The sequence below is a fragment of the Candidatus Nitrotoga arctica genome, assembly GCF_918378365.1.
Taxonomy (GTDB): Bacteria; Pseudomonadota; Gammaproteobacteria; order Burkholderiales; family Gallionellaceae; genus Nitrotoga; species Nitrotoga arctica.
In genome coordinates this window covers 1,851,927-1,878,211 of record NZ_OU912926.1, presented here as the reverse complement: position 1 = coordinate 1,878,211, position 26,285 = coordinate 1,851,927, and the positions used below count along the sequence as shown (strand labels likewise).

The 26,285-nt window shown below is 47.6% G+C and carries 13 protein-coding genes, 3 tRNA genes, 3 rRNA genes and 3 pseudogenes; 16 read left to right on the top strand and 6 right to left on the bottom strand.

The window, feature by feature from the left end:
- Positions 1-27 precede the first annotated feature (27 nt).
- From MKZ32_RS08495 to MKZ32_RS08440, 12 genes and pseudogenes are all read left to right on the top strand, one after another.
- A pseudogene (locus MKZ32_RS08495) lies at positions 28-676 on the top strand (IS630 family transposase); the annotation flags it as partial.
- Positions 677-1,094: 418 nt separating this feature from the next.
- Positions 1,095-1,168, top strand: a tRNA-Met gene (locus MKZ32_RS08490).
- 231 nt (positions 1,169-1,399) lie between these two features.
- Positions 1,400-2,939: ribosomal RNA gene (locus MKZ32_RS08485) — 16S ribosomal RNA — on the top strand.
- Positions 2,940-3,061: 122 nt separating this feature from the next.
- Positions 3,062-3,138 (top strand) — tRNA-Ile (locus tag MKZ32_RS08480).
- 5 nt (positions 3,139-3,143) lie between these two features.
- Positions 3,144-3,219: transfer RNA gene (locus MKZ32_RS08475), tRNA-Ala, on the top strand.
- 290 nt (positions 3,220-3,509) lie between these two features.
- Positions 3,510-6,396: ribosomal RNA gene (locus MKZ32_RS08470) — 23S ribosomal RNA — on the top strand.
- A 109-nt stretch (positions 6,397-6,505) separates the two neighbouring features.
- A 5S ribosomal RNA gene (gene rrf, locus MKZ32_RS08465) occupies positions 6,506-6,618 on the top strand.
- The 16S, 23S and 5S rRNA genes sit together here with 3 tRNA genes alongside, the layout of an rRNA operon.
- A gap of 104 nt (positions 6,619-6,722) precedes the next feature.
- A complete protein-coding gene (locus MKZ32_RS08460) occupies positions 6,723-8,387 on the top strand; it encodes a CTP synthase (protein WP_239796878.1) in 1,665 nt (554 codons plus the stop codon).
- Between the two features lie 7 nt (positions 8,388-8,394).
- Complete coding sequence (gene kdsA, locus MKZ32_RS08455) at positions 8,395-9,246, top strand: 3-deoxy-8-phosphooctulonate synthase (RefSeq protein WP_239796877.1); 852 nt, start codon at positions 8,395-8,397, stop codon at positions 9,244-9,246.
- 18 nt (positions 9,247-9,264) lie between these two features.
- Positions 9,265-10,548: a phosphopyruvate hydratase gene (gene eno, locus MKZ32_RS08450; protein WP_239796876.1), complete on the top strand. Its 1,284-nt coding sequence runs from the start codon at positions 9,265-9,267 to the stop codon at positions 10,546-10,548.
- A 29-nt stretch (positions 10,549-10,577) separates the two neighbouring features.
- Positions 10,578-10,913 carry a cell division protein FtsB gene (gene ftsB, locus MKZ32_RS08445; protein WP_239796875.1) on the top strand — a complete coding sequence of 112 codons (336 nt, stop codon included), beginning with the start codon at positions 10,578-10,580 and terminating at the stop codon, positions 10,911-10,913.
- A gap of 266 nt (positions 10,914-11,179) precedes the next feature.
- Positions 11,180-11,617, top strand: coding sequence for a DUF4399 domain-containing protein (locus MKZ32_RS08440; RefSeq protein ID WP_239796874.1), 438 nt, complete (start codon positions 11,180-11,182; stop codon positions 11,615-11,617).
- Positions 11,618-12,263: 646 nt separating this feature from the next.
- Here the strand turns inward: MKZ32_RS08440 and MKZ32_RS08435 are convergent.
- From MKZ32_RS08435 to glgB, 5 genes and pseudogenes are all read right to left on the bottom strand, one after another.
- Positions 12,264-12,620, bottom strand: a pseudogene (locus tag MKZ32_RS08435) (porin); the annotation flags it as partial.
- Between the two features lie 415 nt (positions 12,621-13,035).
- On the bottom strand, positions 13,036-13,839 hold the full coding sequence (locus tag MKZ32_RS08430; RefSeq protein WP_239796873.1) for a porin: 804 nt from the start codon (positions 13,837-13,839) through the stop codon (positions 13,036-13,038).
- Positions 13,840-14,454: 615 nt separating this feature from the next.
- Positions 14,455-15,669 (bottom strand): HD-GYP domain-containing protein, encoded by a 1,215-nt coding sequence (locus MKZ32_RS08425; protein WP_239796872.1) that lies wholly within the window; start codon positions 15,667-15,669, stop codon positions 14,455-14,457.
- Between the two features lie 39 nt (positions 15,670-15,708).
- Positions 15,709-17,352 carry a glucose-6-phosphate isomerase gene (gene pgi, locus MKZ32_RS08420; RefSeq protein ID WP_239796871.1) on the bottom strand — a complete coding sequence of 548 codons (1,644 nt, stop codon included), beginning with the start codon at positions 17,350-17,352 and terminating at the stop codon, positions 15,709-15,711.
- A gap of 193 nt (positions 17,353-17,545) precedes the next feature.
- Positions 17,546-19,750, bottom strand: a complete 2,205-nt coding sequence (gene glgB, locus MKZ32_RS08415) for a 1,4-alpha-glucan branching protein GlgB (protein ID WP_239796870.1) — start codon at positions 19,748-19,750, stop codon at positions 17,546-17,548.
- A gap of 95 nt (positions 19,751-19,845) precedes the next feature.
- On the opposite strand from glgB, the gene glgC reads away from it, so the two are divergent.
- The 4 genes and pseudogenes from glgC to MKZ32_RS08395 form a co-directional block, all read left to right on the top strand.
- Complete coding sequence (gene glgC, locus MKZ32_RS08410) at positions 19,846-21,126, top strand: glucose-1-phosphate adenylyltransferase (protein WP_239796869.1); 1,281 nt, start codon at positions 19,846-19,848, stop codon at positions 21,124-21,126.
- A 37-nt stretch (positions 21,127-21,163) separates the two neighbouring features.
- On the top strand, positions 21,164-22,882 hold the full coding sequence (locus MKZ32_RS08405) for a glycoside hydrolase family 57 protein (protein ID WP_239796868.1): 1,719 nt from the start codon (positions 21,164-21,166) through the stop codon (positions 22,880-22,882).
- 339 nt (positions 22,883-23,221) lie between these two features.
- Complete coding sequence (locus MKZ32_RS08400; protein ID WP_239796867.1) at positions 23,222-25,246, top strand: alpha-amylase/4-alpha-glucanotransferase domain-containing protein; 2,025 nt, start codon at positions 23,222-23,224, stop codon at positions 25,244-25,246.
- Positions 25,247-25,276: 30 nt separating this feature from the next.
- Positions 25,277-25,482, top strand: a pseudogene (locus tag MKZ32_RS08395) (transposase); the annotation flags it as partial.
- Positions 25,483-25,542: 60 nt separating this feature from the next.
- On the opposite strand, the gene pgl reads toward MKZ32_RS08395, so the two are convergent.
- Positions 25,543-26,253 carry a 6-phosphogluconolactonase gene (gene pgl, locus MKZ32_RS08390; RefSeq protein WP_239796866.1) on the bottom strand — a complete coding sequence of 237 codons (711 nt, stop codon included), beginning with the start codon at positions 26,251-26,253 and terminating at the stop codon, positions 25,543-25,545.
- Positions 26,254-26,285: the final 32 nt, after the last annotated feature.

Below are 26,285 nucleotides of genomic sequence, written 5' to 3'. Positions count from 1 at the left end.
TCTTTGCCATACAGCGCGGTATGAGGTGTGGGCAACTACCTCAAACGTTGGGGATTTACTCTACAGAAGCTAATCAAGAAGACTTATGAGCAACGCCCGGAGGCAGTGAAGAGTTGGCTGGATAACGAATATCCGATAATCGAGCAGTGTGCCCAGGCCGAGGGTGCTGAGATTCATTGGGGTAACGAGACAACGGTGGTAACACAGATCGTCGCTACGTACTGGCTGGCAAAATACCAGTGACCTTCTCGTGGTGGGCGGCACAACCCAGAAGCTGGCGATGATCGCCACCGTCACCCATCAGGGCAAGGCATGCTGGATGATGATTGATGAGGCCCTCAACTCGGACAAACTAATCGAGTTCCTAGAAGCGCTGACCCAAGAGGTGGCGAGGAAAATGTTCCTGATTCTCGATAATTTACGTGTGGATCACAGCAAACCAGTCAAGCAATAGAGGAAAAAATCGAGTTGTTTTACCTGTCCAGCTAGAGTCCAGAGCTCAACCCGGAAGAGAGGCTTAACGCCGATTTGAAGTATGCCATTTATTTAAAGGTTCCGGTACGCAACAAGGACAAGCTGAAAGCTCGCAGCAACCGAGCATATGGAAACATTGGAGAAATCATCCGAGCGTGTCAAAAAATACTTTCAGGATGTTCGCGTGAAATATGCAGCATGAAAACTTCAACTGGCCGGACAATAACATTATCGAAGAAAGCCTGACGCATGGTCGTTTGGCGGGAGGGTATCAATAGCGAATGTTCCTCTCGTTTCGTCGTAGTGCGTGTGTGTCCAGCTCACCAGGATTATCTTAGGCTAGAAACGCATCGCGAGGTGTAGCTGCTTGCTCGAATGGTCTGAAGATGAAGTCGAACCGACAAAATAGTGCCTCACTACCGCCTCAAGCTACGTTACGCTGAGCATCGCAGCTTATGGATTCCTGATGGCGTCGTAGGTGGCTTGGGTCGTTATTTGCATCGCAATTGGTAAGAAAGATTACACTTTCGACTAAATAATAATGGTACGTTAATGTGAGTAACTTTGAATAATGTTTGACGAATCCTGTCTGCTTTGCTATAGTTCTATTTCTTAGCTGACGCGGGGTGGAGCAGTCTGGCAGCTCGTCGGGCTCATAACCCGAAGGTCGTAGGTTCAAATCCTGCCCCCGCAACCCGTTATGCAAATGCATCTACGGCAGCCCGTTCTTTAAAAGTTTACAGACAACCGACGAGTGTGGGTACATGCGCTGAGGTATTGATGGTCAGGCGAATTAGTTTGCATGATCATCATGACTCAAGACATAAAAGCAGTACCTCACACGAAGTCGAAGAAATGAAATATTGATTCGCTTTGAGTGAGATCGATTTGCCTGCGAGGGCAGATCAAATTAAGCATAGAGATTGAACTGAAGAGTTTGATCCTGGCTCAGATTGAACGCTGGCGGCATGCTTTACACATGCAAGTCGAACGGCAGCACGGGGGCAACCTTGGTGGCGAGTGGCGAACGGGTGAGTAATATATCGGAACGTACCCGGAAATGGGGGATAACGTAGCGAAAGTTACGCTAATACCGCATATGCCCTAAGGGGGAAAGCGGGGGATTCGTAAGAACCTCGCGTTTTCGGAGCGGCCGATATCGGATTAGCTAGTAGGTGAGGTAAAGGCTCACCTAGGCGACGATCCGTAGCTGGTCTGAGAGGACGACCAGCCACACTGGAACTGAGACACGGTCCAGACTCCTACGGGAGGCAGCAGTGGGGAATTTTGGACAATGGGCGCAAGCCTGATCCAGCCATGCCGCGTGAGTGAAGAAGGCCTTCGGGTTGTAAAGCTCTTTCAGCCGGAAAGAAAACGCACGGGTTAATACCCTGTGTGGATGACGGTACCGGAAGAAGAAGCACCGGCTAACTACGTGCCAGCAGCCGCGGTAATACGTAGGGTGCGAGCGTTAATCGGAATTACTGGGCGTAAAGCGTGCGCAGGCGGTTTTGTAAGACAGATGTGAAATCCCCGGGCTTAACCTGGGAACTGCATTTGTGACTGCAAGGCTAGAGTACGGCAGAGGGGGGTAGAATTCCACGTGTAGCAGTGAAATGCGTAGATATGTGGAGGAATACCGATGGCGAAGGCAGCCCCCTGGGTCGATACTGACGCTCATGCACGAAAGCGTGGGGAGCAAACAGGATTAGATACCCTGGTAGTCCACGCCCTAAACGATGTCAACTAGGTGTTGGGGGAGGAGACTTCCTTAGTACCGCAGCTAACGCGTGAAGTTGACCGCCTGGGGAGTACGGTCGCAAGATTAAAACTCAAAGGAATTGACGGGGACCCGCACAAGCGGTGGATTATGTGGATTAATTCGATGCAACGCGAAAAACCTTACCTACCCTTGACATGCCAGGAACTTGCCAGAGATGGCTTGGTGCCCGAAAGGGAACCTGGACACAGGTGCTGCATGGCTGTCGTCAGCTCGTGTCGTGAGATGTTGGGTTAAGTCCCGCAACGAGCGCAACCCTTGTCATTAATTGCCATCATTTAGTTGGGCACTTTAATGAGACTGCCGGTGACAAACCGGAGGAAGGTGGGGATGACGTCAAGTCCTCATGGCCCTTATGGGTAGGGCTTCACACGTAATACAATGGTCGGTACAGAGGGTTGCCAACCCGCGAGGGGGAGCTAATCTCAGAAAGCCGATCGTAGTCCGGATTGGAGTCTGCAACTCGACTCCATGAAGTCGGAATCGCTAGTAATCGCGGATCAGCATGTCGCGGTGAATACGTTCCCGGGTCTTGTACACACCGCCCGTCACACCATGGGAGCGGGTTCTACCAGAAGCAGCTAGCCTAACCGCAAGGGGGGCGGTTGCCACGGTAGGGTTCGTGACTGGGGTGAAGTCGTAACAAGGTAGCCGTATCGGAAGGTGCGGCTGGATCACCTCCTTTCTAGAGAAGCCTTGGCGTACGTATCCACACTCATCGGTTGTCTAAACTAAAGTAGTGAGGTGGCTGGAGTGAGGACTGAGGTTTGATTCTCATGCCTGACCTCTCGCTTCTCACGCTTAATAGGGTCTGTAGCTCAGTTGGTTAGAGCACACGCTTGATAAGCGTGGGGTCGGTGGTTCGAGTCCACCCAGACCCACCAAGCATGGGGGATTAGCTCAGCTGGGAGAGCACCTGCTTTGCAAGCAGGGGGTCGTCGGTTCGATCCCGTCATCCTCCACCATTTACCGTGACACATTAATAATGTTCAAAGTAAGAACCTATATCCAAGCTATTTGTTTTGATATTGGCTTTTGCTAATAGTAGTTCTTTAAAAATCTGGAAGAAGTAAAAAGTGATTCACGCACAAGCGTTAATAGGGCAACCTGTTAATGCGCGTGCATGAAAAACTTGGGTTTTGATTGTATCAAGCCGTAACCATTCAAGTCGGATGGAAGCGGTCACAAACGCAAGACAAAAAAACTTGTAACGAAAAGCTTTGGTTTCTAAAAGACTGAGGGTTTAATGTTATAGGGTCAAGCGAATAAGTGCATGTGGTGGATGCCTTGGCGATTACAGGCGACGAAAGACGTGTAAGCCTGCGAAAAGCTACGGGGAGCTGGCAATAAAGCTTTGATCCGTAGATATCTGAATGGGGAAACCCGGCCCGCAAGGGTCACTCCTGACTGAATACATAGGTCAGGTAGAGCGAACCCGGTGAACTGAAACATCTAAGTAGCCGGAGGAAAAGAAATCAACCGAGATTCCGAGAGTAGTGGCGAGCGAAATCGGAGGAGCCTTCAACCTTTAGCTTCTGAATTAGTGGAACAGTCTGGAAAGTCTGGCCATAGTGGGTGATAGCCCCGTACGCGAAAATTCAGGAGTGGAAATAGGGTTGGAACAAGTAGGGCGGGACACGAGAAATCCTGTCTGAATATGGGGGGACCATCCTCCAAGGCTAAATACTCGTAATCGACCGATAGTGAACCAGTACCGTGAGGGAAAGGCGAAAAGAACCCCGGAAGGGGAGTGAAATAGATCCTGAAACCGCATGCATACAAACAGTGGGAGCGGACTTGTTCCGTGACTGCGTACCTTTTGTATAATGGGTCAGCGACTTACATTCAGTAGCGAGCTTAACCGAATAGGGGAGGCGTAGCGAAAGCGAGTCTGATAAGGGCGATAGTTGCTGGGTGTAGACCCGAAACCAAGTGATCTATCCATGGCCAGGATGAAGGTGGGGTAACACTCACTGGAGGTCCGAACCCACTAATGTTGAAAAATTAGGGGATGAGCTGTGGATAGGGGTGAAAGGCTAAACAAACTTGGAAATAGCTGGTTCTCTCCGAAAACTATTTAGGTAGTGCCTCATGTATCACTCTCGGGGGTAGAGCACTGTCATGGCTAGGGGTCTATTGCTGATTACCAAACCATTGCAAACTCCGAATACCGAGAAGTGCGAGCATGGGAGACAGACATCGGGTGCTAACGTCCGGTGTCGAAAGGGAAACAACCCAGACCGCCGATTAAGGTCCCCAAGACATAGTTAAGTGGAAAACGAAGTGGGAAGGCTAAAACAGTCAGGATGTTGGCTTAGAAGCAGCCATCATTTAAAGAAAGCGTAATAGCTCACTGATCGAGTCGTCCTGCGCGGAAGATGTAACGGGGCTCAAACTATGCACCGAAATCGCGGATATGTACTTGTACATATGGTAGGAGAGCGTTCTGTAGGCCTGCGAAGGCAGCTTGAGAAGGCTGTTGGAGGTATCAGAAGTGCGAATGCTGACATGAGTAGCGATAAAGGGAGTGAAAGGCTCCCTCGCCGAAAGCCCAAGGTTTCCTGTGCAACGTTCATCGACGCAGGGTGAGTCGGCCCCTAAGGCGAGGCAGAAATGCGTAGTCGATGGGAAACAGGTTAATATTCCTGTACCTCAATACAATGCGATGTGGGGACGGAGAAGGTTAGGCAAGCCAAGTGTTGGACGTCTTGGTTTAAGCGTGTAGGGAGATCTCTTAGGTAAATCCGGGGGGTCAATTCTGAGGCGTGATGACGAGTGCCATTTAGGCGCGAAGTTGCTGATACCAAGCTTCCAAGAAAAGCCACTAAGCTTCAGTTGTATAGAGACCGTACCGCAAACCGACACAGGTGGGCAGGATGAGAATTCTAAGGCGCTTGAGAGAACTCGGGTGAAGGAACTCGGCAAATTTGCACCGTAACTTCGGGAGAAGGTGCGCCCCGGTAGAGTGTAGGACTTCGCGTCCGAAGCTCGATGGGGTTGCAGTGAAATGGTGGCTGCGACTGTTTAATAAAAACACAGCACTCTGCAAACACGAAAGTGGACGTATAGAGTGTGACTCCTGCCCGGTGCCGGAAGGTTAAATGATGGGGTGCAAGCTCTTGATTGAAGCCCCGGTAAACGGCGGCCGTAACTATAACGGTCCTAAGGTAGCGAAATTCCTTGTCGGGTAAGTTCCGACCTGCACGAATGGAGTAACGATGGCCACACTGTCTCCACCCGAGACTCAGCGAAGTTGAAATGTTTGTGAAGATGCAATCTACCCGCGGCTAGACGGAAAGACCCCATGCACCTTTACTGTAGCTTTGCATTGGACTTTGAACAGATCTGTGTAGGATAGGTGGGAGGCTTTGAAGCGGTGTCGCCAGACATCGTGGAGCCAACCTTGAAATACCACCCTGATGTGTTTGAGGTTCTAACCTAGGTCCGTAATCCGGATCGGGGACATTGCATGGTAGGCAGTTTGACTGGGGCGGTCTCCTCCCAAAGAGTAACGGAGGAGTACGAAGGTATCCTAGGTACGGTCGGACATCGTACTGATAGTGCAATGGCAAAAGGATGCTTGACTGCGAGACTGACAAGTCGAGCAGGTGCGAAAGCAGGTCATAGTGATCCGGTGGTTCTGTATGGAAGGGCCATCGCTCAACGGATAAAAGGTACGCTGGGGATAACAGGCTGATTCCTCCCAAGAGTTCATATCGACGGGGGAGTTTGGCACCTCGATGTCGGCTCATCACATCCTGGGGCTGTAGTCGGTCCCAAGGGTATGGCTGTTCGCCATTTAAAGTGGTACGTGAGCTGGGTTTAAAACGTCGTGAGACAGTTTGGTCCCTATCTGCCGTGGGCGCTGGAAATTTGAAGGGACCTGCTCCTAGTACGAGAGGACCGGAGTGGACGGATCTCTGGTGTACCGGTTATGACGCCAGTCGTATTGCCGGGTAGCTAAATCCGGAAGAGATAACCGCTGAAAGCATCTAAGCGGGAAACTCGCCTTAAGATGAGATTTCCCTGGGGACTCGATCCCCCTAAAGGGTCGTGGAAGACCACCACGTTGATAGGTCAGGTGTGGAAGCGCAGTAATGCGTTAAGCTAACTGATACTAATTGCCCGTGAGGCTTGACCCTATAACATTAAATATTACAAGTTGCGTTGCAATCAAAACCAATTACTTCTTCCAGTTGATGGCTGATTGATTATCTGTTTAATCAGATAGCCAGTTAGCCGACAGTTATGTCTGACGACCATAGCAAGTTGGCCCCACTCCTTCCCATCTCGAACAGGACAGTGAAACGACTTTGCGCCGATGATAGTGTACATACGTATGTGAAAGTAGGTCATCGTCAGACTCCTTATAAACGACAAAGCCCTCCAAGTGAGGGCTTTGTCGTTTATAGTCCATCAAGACCTCTCATTTTGAGAGTAATAAGGATTTACAGTATCATTAGCCCTTATGATCAAATATATTTTTATTACCGGTGGCGTGGTGTCCTCCTTAGGCAAAGGCATTGCAGCGGCTTCACTCGCGGCGATTCTTGAGTCGCGCGGTCTTAAAGTAACGCTACTTAAGTTGGATCCTTACATAAATGTTGATCCAGGTACTATGAGTCCCTTCCAGCATGGTGAAGTGTTCGTTACAGAGGACGGTGCAGAAACGGACCTGGATTTAGGACATTACGAACGTTTCGTTTCAGCCAAGATGCGCAAAGCTAACAATTTTACAACAGGGCAAATATATGACAGCGTGATTCGCAAGGAACGTCGCGGCGAATACCTTGGGAAGACGGTGCAGGTTATTCCACACATAACGAATGAAATTAATGCATTCATTGAACGTGGCGCGGCGGCTTCGTATGAGGGCAATGCCGATGTGGCGATTGTCGAAATTGGCGGAACGGTAGGGGACATTGAATCTTTGCCATTTTTGGAAGCTGCCCGGCAGATGGGGTTGCGCCATGAACGTAATAATACGGCCTATGTACATTTAACGCTGGTGCCATATATTGCCAGCGCGGGTGAATTGAAAACCAAGCCGACCCAGCACAGTGTGCAGAAACTACGTGAGATTGGCATTTTCCCAACGGCTTTGCTATGCCGGGCAGATCGTTCGATTCCTGACGAAGAGCGTGCCAAAATTTCATTGTTTTCTAATGTGCGTGAAGAGGCTGTGATTTCAATGTGGGATGTAGACAGCATCTATAAAGTTCCGCAGATGTTGCATGAACAGGGTCTGGATCGTATTGTCTGCGAGCAACTGGGGTGGTCCCATCTTCCCCCTGCTGATTTGTCAGTTTGGGCTAAACTTGTCCATGCGTTAGAACATCCGCAGCATGAAATTACTATCGGTATGGTTGGTAAATATGTTGAATTGACTGAATCATACAAATCTCTTATCGAAGCTTTGCGCCATGCGGGCATACACACTTCGACGCGCGTCAATATCGAATATATTGATTCAGAAGTGCTTGAAAGCGGTGGCATAGATGGTCTGAAAAGTCTTGATGCGATTCTAGTTCCGGGCGGTTTCGGCAAGCGCGGCACCGAGGGAAAAATTGCCGCGATACGCTATGCGCGCGAAAATAAACTGCCTTACCTTGGTATTTGTCTGGGTATGCAGCTTGCGGTGATTGAATATGCACGTCACGTGGCAGGCATGATGGATGCAAACAGCACTGAGCTCAATCCAGAAACAGAACATCCGGTGGTGGCGCTTATTACCGAATGGCAGGACAGCGACGGCAGGGTAGAAATTCGCAGTACTGATTCCAATCTTGGCGGCACCATGCGCTTAGGTGCGCAGCGCTGCCCAATCAAACTGGACACCCTGGCTGCGACTATTTACGGTGCTGAAGTTAATGAACGTCACCGCCATCGCTATGAGGTTAATAATTACTATGTGCCCGCGCTTGAGAAAGCTGGCCTGGTGATTTCTGCACGCACGCCAAGCGAGGCTTTACCGGAGATTATGGAATTGTCGCAAACTATGCACCCGTGGTTTATTGGCGTACAGTTCCATCCTGAATTTACTTCCACACCGCGCGAAGGTCATCCTCTTTTTAAAGCGTTTGTTGAAGCGGCTATTGAATGCCATAAGTCAACGCTTTCTGTAAAAAAATAGCGGCCATATGAAACTATGTAATTTTGAAATCGGCCTGAATAAGCCATTGTTTTTAATTGCAGGACCTTGTGTGATTGAGTCCGAGCAATTGGCGTTGGACACTGCGGGGCAAATCAAGGAGATTTGTCTGAAGCTGGGCATCCCCTTTATTTACAAGTCATCTTATGACAAAGCAAATCGCAGTTCTGGCAAATCCTTTCGTGGCTTTGGAATGGATGCGGGCCTGAAAGTTCTGGACAAAGTGAAGACTCAAATTGGCGTACCGGTGCTAACCGATGTGCATAGCATTGAGGAAATCGCGTCGGTTGCTGCAGTGGTTGATGTTCTGCAAACACCTGCTTTTCTGTGTCGTCAGACCGATTTCATTCATGCCGTCGCAAGTGCTGGACGGCCGGTGAATATAAAGAAAGGGCAATTTCTATCGCCATGGGACATGCAAAACGTGGTTGTAAAGGCACGTGAGGCTAGCGGTTTGGACAACATCATGGTGTGTGAGCGCGGTGCATCATTTGGTTATAACAATCTGGTGTCAGACATGCGTTCTTTAGCAGTAATGCGTAACACCAGTTGTCCGGTTGTATTCGATGCCACGCATTCAGTGCAGTTGCCGGGCGGGCAGGGCACAGTAAGCGGCGGGCAGCGCGAATTCGTACCAGTGCTGGCGCGGGCAGCAGTAGCGGCGGGTATTTCCGGGCTGTTCATGGAAACGCATCCCAATCCGGCGCAGGCATTGTCGGATGGGCCGAATGCCTTTCCGCTTGGACATTTGGAGGTACTGTTGCACACCTTGAAAATTTTGGATGAGGTAGTCAAGGAACAAGGTTTAATCGAAGAAAGCATAGACTTGAGTAATGTTTAGTGAATGAAGGAATAAGTTATGAGTGCAATTGTAGATGTTATAGCGCGTGAGATTTTGGATTCCCGTGGCAATCCCACGGTCGAGGCGGATGTGTTATTGGAATCAGGCATTATGGGGCGTGCTGCAGTACCGTCTGGTGCATCCACCGGGGACAAAGAAGCTGTTGAGCTGCGTGATGATGATAAACAGCGATACTACGGCAAGGGCGTGTTGAAAGCGGTGGAGAACGTTAATACTGAAATCGCCGAAGCTATCATCGGCTTGGATGTTGCCGAGCAGGCGTTTATTGATCAGACTATGATCGATCTTGATGGTACCGAAAATAAATCTCGTCTCGGTGCAAATGCCATCTTAGCGGTATCTATGGCAGTGGCCAAGGCCGCTGCGGAAGAATCTGGTTTGCCGTTGTACCGTTATCTGGGTGGCGCGGCGCGAATGGGAATGCCCGTTCCCATGATGAACATCATCAACGGCGGTGCACACGCCAATAATAATATTGATATGCAGGAATTCATGATTATTCCGGTTGGTGCGGCCAGCTTTCGCGAGGCGTTGCGTTGCGGGGCAGAAATATTCCACGCGTTAAAGGGTCTGATTGACGGCAAGGGCATGCCAACTACCGTTGGGGATGAAGGTGGTTTCGCACCCAATTTACCCAATAACGAAGCTGCATTGCAGTTGATTATCGAAGGTATAGAGGCAGCAGGTTATGTGCCAGGTATGGATGTGGCTATCGGTGTGGATTGCGCTAGTTCCGAGTTTTACAAGGACGGTCTGTATCATCTAGAATCAGAAGGTATCAAGCTGACATCCGCGCAGTTTGTTGATTACCTTGCCAAATGGGTCGATAAATATCCGTTAATTAGTATAGAAGATGGTATGAGTGAGCATGATTGGACCGGCTGGAAGCTTTTGACCCAGCGTTTGGGTAAAAATGTGCAACTGGTAGGTGATGACGTCTTCGTAACCAATACCAAGATATTGCGCGAAGGAATTCGTCAGGGCTTGGCTAATTCTATTCTGATTAAAATAAATCAGATCGGCACGCTGACTGAAACTTTCGCCGCCATCGAGATGGCTAAGCGCGCGGGCTATACCGCAGTGATCTCGCACCGTTCTGGGGAGACTGAAGATACTATGATTGCCGATATTGCCGTGGGTACCAACGTCCTGCAAATAAAAACCGGCTCACTGTCACGTTCCGACCGAATAGCCAAATATAACCAGCTGTTACGTATTGAAGAAGACATGGGCGACAGCGCGTATTATCCTGGACGTGATGCATACCACCAACTAGCATAGGCTTTGCGCTTGATCCTAATTTAATATAAATGCGCTGGATCTCGCTGATACTGATATTTTTGCTACTGCTATTGCAGTATCCGCTGTGGCTGGGGAAGGGCAGCTGGTTGAAAGCTTGGGATCTTGCCCGCCAAGTTGATAAACAGAAAAATATAAATCAAAAGACTCAAGCGCGCAATGCAGTGCTGGATGCCGAGGTGCGCGATCTAAAACAAGGTACAGAAGCCGTAGAAGAACGCGCTCGTAATGAGCTAGGTATGGTCAAGCGCGATGAAATCTTCTTTCAGATAGTGGGTGATCATTCGTTATTGCCTGCGTCAGCAGGGCTTGATGTCAGGGCAGCTAGCGGTGTGCTTCTGAAATAACCGTATATAAAAAATCCAGATTTTGGAAAGCAGATGCCGACTATATTTATTGATTCGGCTAGGATATGTTTGAACTAATTTGCCAGTCAAACTGCATAGTGGCGGCACTTTGAACTTAAAAACTGCACTTGGCTGTAATAATAGACAAAATCATACCTTATCGATTTTTCAATAAAAATTAATATTTTGCCAGTTATTTCTTGCGAATATTAATTTACGCGTTAAAATTACAAGGTTGGACACACTTAAACTTAGGAGACAAAATAATGAGATTAAAGTTAGCATTGCCGATTTTTATATTATTTTCATCAGTCGGCTACGTCCATAATGTATTGGCGAATGATCACGATATAAAACAATCGCCGGAACAACGAGTTTATTTTATCGAACCTAAAGATGGCGCAGTGGTTGGTAACGAAGTTAAAGTTGTGATGGGTGTGCAAGGCATGGAGATCAAGCCTGCTGGTGCCGTAGTAGAAAATACCGGACACCATCATTTGCTGATAGATGCACAACAGCAGCTGAATGCCGGGGAAGCGGTTCCGACTGGAAGTGATAAGCATCTCCATTTTGGCAAAGGTCAAACGGAGACCTCGATCAAATTGGCTCCAGGTGTGCATACGTTGACATTGCAATTCGCTAATGGCGCGCATGTTTCTTATGGCGAAAAAATGCGTAGCACGATTAGCGTGACCGCGAAATAACACTAGTCTATTCGTTCAAACGGTGGGTTCAATTTCCGCCGTCTTCACTAATCTAAAGGTCTCCAGAAGCCACCGGAGACCAATGCAGCTAAGCTATTTTAGTGGTTTGGCTGTTTTTCTTTCAAGAGGCGGAGTAGTCTCCTAAATAGCCTGATTCAGTCTTCATTTGATTACGCTATGGTCACAACCATTATGGGCTGATCGCTATTCATCCCCTTCTGTTGTCGTTAAGGATATACATCATGCTTATCTCGGATAGTTTTTCTCAGTAATCAGGCAGAGGCGCTTCACAAAAAGGGGCACTAGGACCACAAGTATCATTTAGTGCTGCATATTTTAACGATGAGAGTTTGAGGGTTTGATCTACAAGAGGGAGACGTGGTCGAAACCATCAAAAACTCCAGAGCATACTTTTCGTAGTGGGCGTGCCGGGCAAAGCCGTCTATGCCTGCAAGTCAGCATGATTTGATAGCAGCTTACTTTAAAAACTAATAAGGCAAAGCACGGTTCATTATATTACCGTGACTCATTGTCATAGTCTAATAAGGTAAACACTTACCATACAAAGAACATAATTACCGTGCAGATTGAAACAATTATCGGTATCCAGTCTTTCATTATTTGATAATTAGGTGCAATTTAATACTTAAAACTCGACTTGAGCACGTGCCATAAAGATATTGGGATGCTGCCCGTTAGTGGCTAAAGCTGGCATAACCTTAGTAAAGCCTGTGTCGATGGTTTTATTGGTGAATATATGAGCATAATTAGCCATAAAACGAACATGAGGATTGATGTACCAGTTCAAAGCCAGGGTGCCGCTCTGTAGACGTCCACCGGATACGTGCTCAGTATTCATATCCAGAGAGTCAAAGCGAGTTGCAAGCTCCCACGCACCTGGACCACCATTTTTGAAGTCGAAGTTATTATTAGGCTTTTGAAGACCAAATACCCCCCTCTTGGTGTCATAATTACGTGATTCGCCAGTCAGAAAATAACTGGTAAAAGCATAATAGCGTCCAGATGATCGTTTGAATTATAATTTTGCCCGTTAAGTTGAGTACGCGTGTATTCACCTTGGAACGAAGCTGGTCCATATACACCCGACACCTCGGCACCTACGCGAGAGAAACTTTCCAGTATCCTTCTGTTTGTTGTTACTGTAGCAGGGTCAGTCAAGTTTCCAGTATTTGCCCAAAAACTACGGTCTATGTCGCCCACATTACTAGCAAATGACATGGCTGCAACTCGTTGCTAATATTATTAACTTTACGATAGGAACCTGAGGCGCCTATGTGTAGCAATTCAGTCTTGCTGTGTAAATTGGCAGGAAAGTGGCGCGACCAGTAATCCCATGGCTGGGGTTGCCGCTCTGGCCGTTGCGGTTGGCATTACCATTGGCATTTAAAGAGGTATTGTTAGCAAAAGTGCCATTTCCGATTGGTTCTACTTGGAAAGCGCCACGCGGTATATCTATCGCCAAAGGTTTGAGCGCTGATACCCATAAGAAACGGATTCGAATTTTCTACGAAGGCATTATTGGGCGCGGAACGTTCAATAAAGGTTAGATATTTATAATTGGTTAAAGACTCTAAACTGAACGGCTCTCTGAATTGACCAACCGTAAAGCTGATTGGCTTGAGGGCTGTATATTCAATCCAGGCATCAGTGATGCCAGCAGCGGTGGTACCGGTGCCTCGTACAAAATCGTATTCATACCTGAAATTGTAATCTTGATTAACCGTTCCCTGCATATGAATACGGCCTCGACGCAGACCGGCGCCATCATCTAACTGCGCACTTTGAGGGATCCTGTGCCCGTTTTGATTTATCTGCCCATCTAGTTGTAAATCTCCGCCTATGGCCATTTTAAAGTCACCATTTTTGGTCTCAATTTCTAGACCATTGTCTCCAAACGTTGCTTTAACGAGCCCTGTTTCTGTCGCACGATCTTTTAATGCTTTTATTTCGTTGGTTTTTAAGGCCAAATCTTCACGAATAGTCGTAATTTCTGCTTTGTCTGCAATATTTGATTTATCTGCTATTTTCGAAGGAGCATCCTGAACTTTATCGAAAGTGCCCATGAATTTACGATTAGGGCCAGGTTCCGCATAAATTTGTGCGGTTTGAGTATTCATATAAAGATCCAGAGCAAAAGCGCCAGATGATGCACCTGCACCTAAAACAGTAGTAACGGCCAATGTAAGTCTAGAAATTTCCATACTTTGACCTTTGGTTTTTAAATTTAAACACTTAACTTAACCATCACTGAAATAGTGCGCAATTGAAGCTGGAATGGCAGTAACCCTCTATTGTTTTCTACTGACAAACTGCAATCCCAAGTCTCCACACGGTTCTGGGAAAATGAATTTCAAGGGCATACAGTTAATCGCTGCCGAAAGCAACTTCGGTAAACTCCACTTGCAGAGACTGCGCCACTAACCAGTGGCCAATGGTCGTTTCTCGCACTAAAGTGCCATAAGAAAGAGTGAAAGTAGTCTGCTAGAATATTAAGATTAGAACTTTGGCAAGACTGACATTAATGTCGGTTTATATGCCAAAGTGATTGGCTGTGGTGAGGTTGCTTGAATAAACTATGTTCGTCCAAAAAACCGTAGCAATAAAATCAAGCAACCCAGATTGAATGTGCAATCGTCGTTGGTTCAGCATGATTCGCTATGTTTGGGGGGGCATGAACGGAGTGTTCATGTCTTACCGGAAAGGGCTGGAAGCCGCAAGATGCCATGTGCGCGATGACTGGACGGAAGTTTCTCGCTTGGCGCAAAGCGGATCCGTTCAGTCTCAGGATGAAAGGAGTTATTGTTGCATCTTTGGTGCTAGACACCCATAATTTCGTCTAAATCGAATCCCCATTGTAGTGGATTTTCAAGATTAGCGATGCTGTCTGGAGATTTTGACAGGTCAATTGTTTCCTGCAAGATGGGCGCGTTAGAGCGGGTTGAGAAAAAAACTTTCACTAAAGGCTTGGTCAAACTGTGCTGCGATTGGTCAGTTACGACGCCTAGACGCCCGGACTTCAGTTTAAGCAAGGTGCCGGTTGGGTAAATGCCGACCGTTTTAACGAAGGCATGAAAGATGGCCTCGTCAAAGTGTCCATCCTTCCATTCTGCCATCTTGCGGATGGATTCTGCAGGCTCCCATCCTTTTTTATAGCAGCGATTTGAAGTGATTGCATCATATACGTCACATATCGCACCCATACGTGCAAATAATGTTAACGCCTCACCGGATAGTTTGTCTGGATAGCCCTTGCCATCTACGCGCTCGTGATGGTGTCGGCAGACATCCAGCGTCAAATCGTTTACCTCATTAGAATTTTTTAGAAATTCCCAACCTTTTAGAGGATGCATTTTAACTATATTGAACTCTTCCTCCGTCAATTTTCCTGGTTTGTTGAGTACTTCCTTGGGGATAAAAACCTTGCCGAGATCATGCATTAACCCGGCAAGGCCAACTTGTTTTAGCACCTTGTCTTCCAACCCCAGCTGTCGCCCCAGTGCCATCATCAAGACACAGACAGCGACCGAATGTAAATAGGTATAGTCGTCTACATTTTTTAGCCGAGTTAAACTAACCAATGCAGAGGAGTTGCGTGCTATGGATTGGTTTATTTCGTCTACCAGCGATAGCGCATCATCAAGTTTGAGTGCATTACCCATGCGCACATCGCTGAACATGGAGACAACAGCCTCCTTAGTTTTGGTATGTATTTTTTTTGCTGCAATTAACTCGATCTGCAAAGACACAGGTGCTTCAGTTTTTTGTGAGGCTTGCTCGATTTTCTTCAGTTCACTTTCGACCTTGAGCTCCGCTTCTTCTTGTGAAAGTGCTGCCATACCGGCATCGACATCCAAACCTTTGCTGGTGTCTATCCATATTTCGTCCACCCCACAATTTTTGAGGGTATTGAGTTCTTTATACTCAGACAGTTTGAACGAACGTTTCCAAAAAGGATGATCCATCCAACTGCCACAGACCTCTTGGAGATACATGCCTAAGCGGACGTCATTAACTTTTATTTTTTTCAGCATGACTTTTAACTAATTGAAAAACTTTGCAAATCTAAATATCTAAACCCGTCGTGCGAGAAAGTAATTGATCAAGCCGTTTGTTGAAGAGTCATGCACAAAAACGCGCTCTTTCCTTTGAAGTTCAGGCAGCAATTTACCAGCGAGTTGTTTGCCGAATTCAACACCCCACTGGTCAAAAGGGTTGATGTTCCAGATCACGCTTTGTACAAATACTTTATGTTCGTAAAGAGCAACCAGCATTCCCATAGTGTATGGATCCAGCTGATCAAATAGCAAAGTATTAGTTGGGCGGTTGCCCGGAAATACTTTGTACGGCAACAATGTTTCTAGCGCTGCACCACTTAGGCCTTGCGTCTCGAGTTCAGCACGTGCCTCCCCAGTAGTTTTACCTAGCATTAATGCCTCAGTCTGTGCAAAGCAATTCGCCAGCAATATGGAATGGTGTTCGCCGATGGGATTGTGGCTGATAATCGGCGCGAGAAAATCTGCAGGCACCATGCGCGTACCTTGGTGTAGGAGTTGATAGAAGGAGTGTTGGCCGTTGGTGCCAGGTTCGCCCCAAATTACCATACCGGTGGCATAGTCCACTACCTGCCCATTGCGGTCTATGCGTTTACCATTGCTTTCCATCTCCAGCTGTTGCAGATAAGCGGGAAAGTGTTGCAAATATTGATCGTAGGGAAGGATGACATGCGAAGCGGCACCAAAAAAATTGGCGTACCAGATGCCAAGTATTCCAAGTATTACTGGCATGTTGCGCTCCAGGGGCGCTTCACGAAAGTGGGTGTCCATGGCATGAGCACCGGCAAGCAGGCGTTCAAAATTGTTTATTCCAATATAAAGCGCAATGGGCAAACCTATAGCCGACCATAATGAGTAACGGCCGCCAACCCAATCCCAAAATTCAAACACATTCTCTGGGTTAATGCCAAATTTGGATGTTTCAGTGAGGTTAGTCGAGACCGCAACGAAATGTTTGCCGATAACTTCGTCAGCGCCCAAATGCTTAACTACCCAATCGCGCGCGGAATGGGCATTGGTAAGTGTTTCCAGTGTGGTAAATGTTTTTGAACTAATTATAAAAAGAGTGGTTTCTGGATCGAGACGTTTCAATGTTTCTACCAAGTCTGTCGCATCCACATTAGAAACGAAATGTACGTTCAATTGCGCGCTGCCATAAGATTTGAGCGCCTCGCTGACCATAAGCGGCCCTAAAGCGGAACCGCCGATGCCGATATTTACCACGTCCCTAAATGGTTTCCCGGTATGCCCACAGAAGGTACCATTACGCACTGCTTCGGAGAAGTGGCGGATATGATCCAACACGCGATGTACGTCCGGCACAACATCTTTGCCGTCTACATACACCGAAGTGCCTCGGGGAGCGCGCAATGCAGTGTGCAACGCCGCACGCTGTTCGCTAGTATTGATTTTGTCGCCATTGAACATGCGAACAATCCAGTCATCCAGTTTTGACTGGCGTGCAAGGTTCAATAATAGTGTGAGTGTTTCTGCGGTAATGAGATTCTTCGAGTAATCCAGCAGCAGACCATCCCATTGCAATGAGAATTTGTCGAAACGCTGCGGGTCATCGCAAAACATTTCGCGCATGGTCTGCTGACTGATTTTTATTTGATGAGCTGTTAAAGCTTGCCAAGCTGGCGAATGGACTAAAGTCGACATAGTTGTCTTAAGTATTTATTGATTGAACAGTTATATTATTAACGATTTCACTATTACAGACAGAGGTTTGTCATTCAGAATATTTGCAATATGCAGGATATTTTCCTGCATCATTCTCGCCAAGACGAGAATGATGTTATTGGGTATAAATTATAAAGATCAATAACATGACAATAGAATATAAACGTTAGTTTCATACTCGTACCGGCGTTAGCATAATACCTGCGAGCGGCGGCAATTCTATTTCGACGGAATAGGGTTGTCCCATCCAGGATAGAGGTTCGGCATGTATCTCACTAGAATTTCCGAGATTGCCGCCGCCATAATAGTGTGAATCACTGTTAAAAATTTCGCGATAAGTACAATTGAATGGCACTCCGATGCGGTAGCGGTGACGTGGGACTGGAGTGAAATTAAAGGCAACTACAACTGTTTCGCCATTTCGCCCATGGCGCAAGAAAGAAAGCAGCGAACGTTCGGTGTCCTGACAATTAATCCAGGAAAAACCACTTTGTTCAAAGTCTTGTTCATATAAAGCCGGTAAGTCACGGTAAAGATGATTTAAGTCGCGCACCATGCTTTGTATGCCTCGATGCGGCTCCAGGGTGAGTTGCCACCATTCAAGTTCCCAGCTCGATCTCCATTCACGTCCTTGGCCGAATTCATTGCCCATGAAGTTGAGCTTCTTGCCTGGACTTGTTATTTGATAAGTAAGTAGTAACCGCAGGTTGGCAAATTTCTGCCAGCTATCGCCGGGCATTTTGTCGAGTAGCGAACCTTTGCCATGTACCACCTCATCATGCGAAAACGGCAGCATGAAATTTTCGCTATAAGCATAAAGCTGACTAAAGGTAAGTTGATTAAGATGATAGCGGCGGTGAACTGGGTCTAACTGCATGAAGCTAAGTGTGTCATTCATCCAACCCATGTTCCATTTCATTGAAAAGCCAAGCCCACCAAGATACACCGGACGCGATACCCCCGGCCATGAGGTGGATTCCTCGGCTAGTGTCAACGCACCTGGAAATACGTCATGTACCATGATGTTCAGTTCGCGCAGGAACTCGATGGCCTCGAGATTTTCTCGCCCGCCATATTTGTTCGGTAGCCATTCACCTTCCCTACGCGAATAATCGAGATACAACATGGAAGCCACCGCATCCACACGCAGGCCATCGAAGTGAAATTGCGACAGCCAGTAATGCGCACTCGACAACAAAAAGCTTTTTACCTCATTACGACCATAGTTAAAAATGTGCGTGCCCCAGTCTTGATGAAAGCCGAGGCGCGGATCTTCGTGTTCATAGAGTGCGGTGCCATCAAAATACGCCAGCGCAAACGCGTCCTGCGGGAAATGCGCTGGCACCCAGTCGAGCAGCACGCCAATTCCGGCCTGATGACAGTTATCTACGAAGTGGCATAAATCATCAAGGGATCCGAAGCGGCTGGTCGCGGCGAAATAGCCAGTCGCTTGGTAACCCCATGACTCGTCTAACGGGTGCTCCGAAACAGGCATTAGTTCAACGTGGGTATAACCCATGTCTTTGAGATAGGGAACAAGGTTTTCAGCCAGTTCGCGATAGGTATAAAAACGTCCGTCTGGGTGACGTTTCCATGATCCCGCATGAATTTCGTAGATATTGAGTGGGGCGTGTAGCCAGTCCCAGTTGTTACGCTGCTTCGTCCATTCTATATCCTGCCATGTGTGATGGATAGCAGATCCAGCGCGAGCAGCAGTACCAGGGCGCAATTCAAACGTGTTGGCATAGGGGTCGGTTTTGACCAGCAAGGTCCCGGCATGGTTGCGGATCTCAAATTTGTACAGCGTGCCTTGTTCAATTTCTGGGATAAATAACTCCCAAACGCCGCTGGAACCATGTGCCGCCATCGGATGGATGCGCCCATCCCAGCGGTTAAATTCACCGATTACGCTGATTCGCTCGGCATTTGGCGCCCACACTGCAAAACGCACACCTGGAATGCCGTTAATTTGCATTGCATGTGAGCCCAGTACGCGATAGGCCTGATGTAACTTTCCTTCGTTAAAAAGGTGCAGGTCGAAATCGGAAATTTGTGGTGCAAAGGCATAGCAATCATGCACTAAACGTTCAATTCCGTTGTTTAGCCCTGATTCGTTTTCTATGATACGCAGACTATAGGGATGGCGTGGTTCTTCGCGACCGTACCATTCGAATAATCCATCTGGATGAACGCGTTCTAGGGCTTCATCGCCATGCGCGGTTTTCAGCCAGATTTCACTTGCGTGAGGGTTAAATACCCGCACTACATATCTTTCATTTTTCTGATGTGGGCCAAGATAAGCGAAGGGATCATGCAGTCGCCCTTGCAACAATAATTCAGCACGCGGATCAAGTTTGATGCGAAGATTCTTTCTCATGGTGAGGTGATTATAACCACAATTAAGACCCGGCTATAATTACAATCTGATACAGTTCTGAACAAGATTCAGAATCAACGACTACGAGGGGAATCATGCCGCTAACTGAAAAATTACGTTTTGTGAGTTCCATAACTAAAAGCACTTACGCCATGATTCTGGCGGGGGGGCGTGGCACTCGTCTACATCAACTTACAGACTGGCGGGCTAAGCCTGCGGTGCCATTTGGCGGCAAGTTTCGCATTATTGATTTTGTGCTATCAAATTGTGTGAATTCTGGCATCAGACGGATCGGTGTGGCGACGCAATACAAGTCACACAGTTTGATCCAGCATATTCAGCGCGGCTGGAGTTTCCTGAATGGCCAGTTCGGCGAATTCATTGACGTGCTGCCGGCTCAGCAAAGGATAGAGGAAATGTGGTATAGGGGCACGGCCGATGCGGTATTTCAAAATCTGGATATCATGCGCACAACTAATCCGGATTACGTGCTGTTATTGGCGGGTGACCACGTCTACAAGATGGACTACGGCAAACTCCTCGCCTTCCATGTAGAAAAGCAGGCCGACATGACTGTTGCTTGTATCGAGGTTCCCATCAAAGATGCTTGTGGATTCGGTGTAATGGGCGTGAATATGGAATCACGAGTGGTGAACTTTAATGAGAAGCCTGATCATCCCACTCCGATCCCGGGAAACCCTGATATGGCGCTGGCCAGTATGGGAGTGTACGTGTTCAACACACGCTTTCTGTACGAACAATTGGTGCGGGACGCAGATGATAAGAATTCCAGCCACGATTTCGGCAAGGACATCATCCCGCATTTAGTGTCTGCGCACTACCGTGTGTTTGCGCAGAGTTTTGAAGATAGCTGTGTAAATCTGAATGGTGAAGTACCCTATTGGCGAGATGTGGGAACTATAGACGCCTACTGGGAAGCTAACATGGAACTTACCAAGGTTACCCCTGCCCTTAATATGTACGATCAGGAATGGCCAATCTGGACGTATCAGGAACAATTACCACCAGCCAAATTCGTATTTGATGACAGTACTCGCCGCGGTATGGCGGTGGATTCTTTAGTATCGGGAGGCTGCATCATTAGCGGTGCACACGTGCGCAATTCGCTTCTCTTCTCCAACGTGCACATACATAGTTACAGTAATGTCGAGGATTCGGTGATTTTGCCCAACGTAAAGGTGTCTCGTAATGTAACGCTCAAGCGCGTGGTGGTGGACAAAAATTGTGTGATTCCGGAGGGCTTAACCGCCGGGGTCAACCGTGAGGAAGATGCGAGACGTTTTTTTGTAAGTGATAACGGTATTACACTGATCACTCCGGACATGCTGGGCCAGGAAGTGCACCGCGTGCGCTGAACTTAGTTTTACTCACATTTAATTAAATGGAATTTTCATGTCAAGGCCCCTCGATTTAGTTTTTCTCTGGCACATGCATCAGCCAGATTATCGCGATCATGCCAGTGGCGATTTTTTGTTGCCGTGGGTTTATCTGCACGCGATTAAGGATTACACCGATATGGCTTTTCATCTGGAACAACATCCTCAGGTGAAAGTGACGGTGAATTTTGTGCCGGTTTTGTTGGATCAACTGGAAGATTACGAACAGCAGTTCACCACTGGCCAGATACGCGATCCGCTGTTGCGACTGCTGGCGCGCGAGAATCTCAATGATCTGAATGTAGAGGAACGCGATCTGGTGTTGACTAGTTGTTTCCGCAGTAACCATCATAGTATGGTCGCGCCGTATCAAGCCTACAAGCGTCTGTCCGATTTGTACAAAATGCTCGAACCAGGCGGCAGTACAGAGCTTGCCTATTTGTCTGGACAATATTTTGCCGACTTGCTGACTTGGTACCATTTGGTCTGGTGTGGCGAAAGCGTGCGCCGCGAACACAATTTGGTTATTGGCTTAATGAGCAAGAATGAAGGCTTTAGTCATGCCGATCGCAAATGGTTATTCGATCTGATCGGACAAGTCATTTGCGGCATTATTCCGCGGTATCGCAAATTGGCTGAAAGCGGTCAAATTGAACTTTCCACGACACCTCATTACCATCCGCTTGCGCCATTGTTGCTGGATATTAATAGTGCGCGTGAAAGCAAACCGGATATCAGTCTGCCGCAATCGAAATGCTATCCCGGCGGAAAATCACGCGTCCAGGCGCATCTTCTTTCTGCCCAAAAAAGTCACCAAACACGTTTTGGCGTCACGCCACACGGTATTTGGCCAGCTGAAGGAGCGGTTTCAACCGCGTTGCTGGAAGTGTTTGCGGTGCAAGAGTGCCGTTGGACGGCGAGTGGCGAGGGCGTGCTGGCTAACAGCTTACGTACGGCGGAGCATTATTTGCCTGAGCGTGCCCAATATCTCTATCGTCCCTATCATTTGCAAGGTGCAGCAAGTGGTGTGCGCTGTTTTTTTCGAGATGACCGCCTATCCGATTTGATTGGTTTTGAATATTCGCGTTGGAATGGCAAGGATGCCGCACTGCATTTTATTTCCCAGCTCGAAGCGATTGCACAACAGGCACCTGAGGGCGAAGCGCCAGTAGTCAGTGTTATCCTGGATGGTGAAAACGCTTGGGAATATTATCCCTATAATGGCTATCATTTCTTTACCGATTTATATTCTGCGTTACAAACACACTCGACAATCAGAACCACGACTTATAGCGGTTATCTGGATCGGCTTGATGAGGCTGAAGGAAACAAACAGCTTGCCAAGGAAGAAGAACTACCGCGTCTCGTTGCCGGTAGTTGGGTATACGGTGATTTCTCCACATGGATTGGCTCGCCCGACAAAAACCGCGCTTGGGATTTGTTGTGTATAGCGAAACAAAATTATGACTTGGTGATGGCAAGCGACCGCTTGAACGAGGCAGAGCGCTTGATTGCCGAAAAACAATTGGCTTCATGCGAAAGCTCCGACTGGTTCTGGTGGTTCGGTGATTACAATCCTGCTCATGCAGTGGAAAGTTTTGATCGCCTCTATCGCAGCAATCTAATGCAGTTATATCGTTACTTGAAATTACCTGTTCCAGCTATCTTAAACTCTCCAATCAGCCAAGGTGGGGGTTTACCTGAATCAGGTGGTACGATGCGCCGTGGCTCTTAATGGCGCACTTGCAATTAACTGGCGACTAATGTTGGTTCACTGTGTATCAATCGTAATTAAATATTTTTTGAGTGTGAATTTTTGTGTAGGAAAGTGATCAAAGATGAACATAAAAAATTACCGACGATCGAAAGTAGAAATTCATTCTGTCGCTCGTTTCAATAAAATCTGATTTACCTAAAGTAGATAAACTCGATCATGAAGATTGATTTTCTGCCTCAATTTTAGTGGATATTCTGGGAGCCTGAGAAATCTAGTAATTATTGTTTACGCAGATGTCAGGATGACCATTTTTTGAGATATCCCGATGTCATTAGCAATTAACACCGAGTCTGAAAAATGAAAACGTACGAAACAGTTTCCTTACTTTTTGGTGTCCATGCTCATCAGCCGGTGGGCAACTTCCCGGAAGTGGTAGATGACGCGCATCAACGTTGTTACAAGCCATTCCTGCATATCTTGCATCGCTATCCGGAATTTCGTTTTGCTGCACATTTCAGCGGCTGGTTGCTCGATTACCTGTTTAATAAATATCCGCAAGATATGGCTTTACTCACGGAAATGGTACAACGCGGCCAGGTCGAAATGTTTGGTGGCGGAGATACCGAGCCGGTTCTGGCGGTTATTCCCAATCGTGATCGTATCGGGCAGATCATCAGGTTATCTGACAAATTGGAAGCCAGAATGGGCACTAGGGCACAAGGTGCATGGTTAACCGAACGCGTGTGGGAGGCAACGGTAGTTCCTGCCTTATCAGATTCCAAAATTAAGTACGTTACAGTAGATGATTACCACTTTTTGTGCAGCGGCAAACGCATTGAAGAATTGAATGGCTATTTCACTACCGAAGAGGACGGCCGTAAACTCGACCTGTTTCCGATTTCCGAGGCGTTACGCTACCGCATGCCGTTTTCTCCGGCGCATGAAGTAGTGGCCTATTTGGAAAGCCTGACGCGTAACGACATGCAAGCATCAGCCGTGTATTTCGATGACATCGAAAAGTTCGGTATCTGGCCGGAAACTTACCAGTGGGTTTATGAAAAAGGCTGGTTGGAAGATTTTATTCGAGGAGTGCTGGCTTCACCGAAAATTACCACTCAGACCTATCGTGACTATCACGCAAATGAAAAAACGCGCGGCATAGTATATCTGCCCACTACTTCCTACATTGAAATGAACGAGTGGACTTTGCCGATGGCTGCTGCACATACGTATGCCGATTTGGTCCATACGGAAAAAGCAAGCGGTCATTACGAAGAGCGCAAGGCTTTTTTGCGCGGCGGTATTTGGAAGAATTTTTTCTCTCGCTATCCGGAATCTAACTGGATGCACAAGCGCATGTTGGGGTTGTCCGAGCGTTTGCATGTCCTGCCGGAAGAGAAACGCACACCTGAGATGCTGGATCAACTCTATATTGCGCAAGCCAACGACGCATACTGGCATGGCTTGTTTGGCGGGTTGTATCTGCCACATCTGCGCCGTGCAGTATATGGCGCCATCGTTAAGCTGGAGTCCTTACTAGATAATGTTCTCCCGCGTTCAGCCTGTATTTGCACAGATGCCGATAGCGACGGCCACGATGAAGTTTTCCTGCATAACGCAATGCTGCAAGCTATCGTGAAACTTGATGGCAGCGCCAGCATATCCGAACTTGATGCATATCAATTGCACCACAACTTCGGTGATACCCTGCGCCGTCAGTTGGAGCATTATTTCCGCAAAATTGAATCCAGTCACGCCACGCACCCGCATGAAGGTGGTGGTATTGTTTCAGCGCATGATCGCGTGGCTTTCAAGCATGAAATCACTGCGAAAAATTTGATGGCAGATAGCCACGCACAGACCTTATTTCGCGATTCCTTACTGCTGAATGCCGAAGAAATTGAGCTTGCTTATGAATTGGTTGAAGCAAACACCGAAGGAATATTATTCCGTACTGATTTTGGTGGTAAAACTATACAAAAACGTATTAGTCTGAACGCTAATTGTCTATATGTTAGTTACACCTTCGATAGCGCATTACAAGGAAGTTTTCTCACTCGTGTGGCACTGGCGATGCCGAGTTGTAATGGTTATGCCGGTCGTTATATCCGGGATGAAAAAATTCTCAGCGGTTTTGGCAGTGAGCTCGAATTGACTGATATGAATGGCTTGGTACTTGATGACCGTGTATTAGGCGGGAATTTAGTGCTGAATAGCAACCACCCGATCCAGTTACTTGGCATGCCATATTTCACAGTTTCGCAATCCGAAGCCGGATTCGAGAAGATTATGCAGGCCGTAATGCTAACCCTGCAATGGCCGCTTGCACAAAATGAAATGAGCGTTATGTTGACCATAAATCCGGGCAACGTGATGCTGTAATTATCAGCTATTATATTTACCGCTTTCCTGCACAGCACATGGCAACGCGGCTTGAATGAAAGTACTAACGGACTGCTGCGCCAGTATTTTCCCAAGGGGCAGACCTGTTGACTTACACGCAAGAACAGTTGGATGAAATTGCTTGGAGCTCAAATACACGTCCGAGGAAATCGCTCGGATTTCGATTGCCGGTAGTGGCTTACAACGAGCCCACTGCTCAATATGGAACTCGTTAAATCTGCGACTAAACATTAATTGTTGTGGTTGATTCTTGAATCCGCCATGCGATAAGCAACTCACGCTAGCAGCGCCGCCTCAAGATATACATCCACACCGTTTGTCGGATTAACAGCAGCAGCAGGAATAGCGATCCCATTGCGCCAGTTCTTTACTGCCTGCTGTTTCGTAGCACCGCTCACGATAAATATAACTTTGCGTGCGGCACTTAAGCGATGCGCGCTGAGCGATACTCGCTGTGGCGGATATTTTGGCGCATCTTCTACTACAATAACGGCTGGAGCATTGGCCGTGTTAGCCAGCTCGTGATCAGGAAACAGGCTGGCAGTGTGGCCATCTTCTCCTAATCCCAGTAAAACTAAATCGAATAACTCGATGCCTACCAGTGTCTGTGTATAAGCGCTGGCTGCTGCCTGTGTGCCTTTCTCTGTGGGAATAAAGTGAATCTGGGTAAGAGGGATGGCGACATGGTTCAGCCACGCCTGCGCGGCCATCCAGCTGTTGCGTTCTACATGGTCAGCTGGCAGACAACGTTCATCACCGAAATAAACATGCCAGGCAGCCCAGTCTGCATCAGCGTTGCGCAGCGACTCATATACACGGCGCGGTGTTGTGCCGCCGGCCAGCACGATTTGAAATGCCCCGCGTAGGCTAATGGCCTGCAGCGCAGCTTGCAATATTGTTTGTGTTGCAGCCTGCTCTAATGCGGCGGTTGTTTTGAAACTGTGCCAACGGCATTGTTGCGGTGGGTTGCTGGTTAATAAAGACATACAATTCACCTGGGAGTAACATGACAATGTGT

Coding starts and splice junctions, on each gene's coding strand:
- MKZ32_RS08460 (WP_239796878.1), top strand. CDS start 6,723: ATGATCAAATATATTTTTATTACCGGTGGCGTGGTGTCCTCCTTAGGC.
- kdsA (WP_239796877.1), top strand. CDS start 8,395: ATGAAACTATGTAATTTTGAAATCGGCCTGAATAAGCCATTGTTTTTA.
- eno (WP_239796876.1), top strand. CDS start 9,265: ATGAGTGCAATTGTAGATGTTATAGCGCGTGAGATTTTGGATTCCCGT.
- ftsB (WP_239796875.1), top strand. CDS start 10,578: ATGCGCTGGATCTCGCTGATACTGATATTTTTGCTACTGCTATTGCAG.
- MKZ32_RS08440 (WP_239796874.1), top strand. CDS start 11,180: ATGAGATTAAAGTTAGCATTGCCGATTTTTATATTATTTTCATCAGTC.
- MKZ32_RS08430 (WP_239796873.1), bottom strand. CDS start 13,839: ATGGAAATTTCTAGACTTACATTGGCCGTTACTACTGTTTTAGGTGCA.
- MKZ32_RS08425 (WP_239796872.1), bottom strand. CDS start 15,669: ATGCTGAAAAAAATAAAAGTTAATGACGTCCGCTTAGGCATGTATCTC.
- pgi (WP_239796871.1), bottom strand. CDS start 17,352: ATGTCGACTTTAGTCCATTCGCCAGCTTGGCAAGCTTTAACAGCTCAT.
- glgB (WP_239796870.1), bottom strand. CDS start 19,750: ATGAGAAAGAATCTTCGCATCAAACTTGATCCGCGTGCTGAATTATTG.
- glgC (WP_239796869.1), top strand. CDS start 19,846: ATGCCGCTAACTGAAAAATTACGTTTTGTGAGTTCCATAACTAAAAGC.
- MKZ32_RS08405 (WP_239796868.1), top strand. CDS start 21,164: ATGTCAAGGCCCCTCGATTTAGTTTTTCTCTGGCACATGCATCAGCCA.
- MKZ32_RS08400 (WP_239796867.1), top strand. CDS start 23,222: ATGAAAACGTACGAAACAGTTTCCTTACTTTTTGGTGTCCATGCTCAT.
- pgl (WP_239796866.1), bottom strand. CDS start 26,253: ATGTCTTTATTAACCAGCAACCCACCGCAACAATGCCGTTGGCACAGT.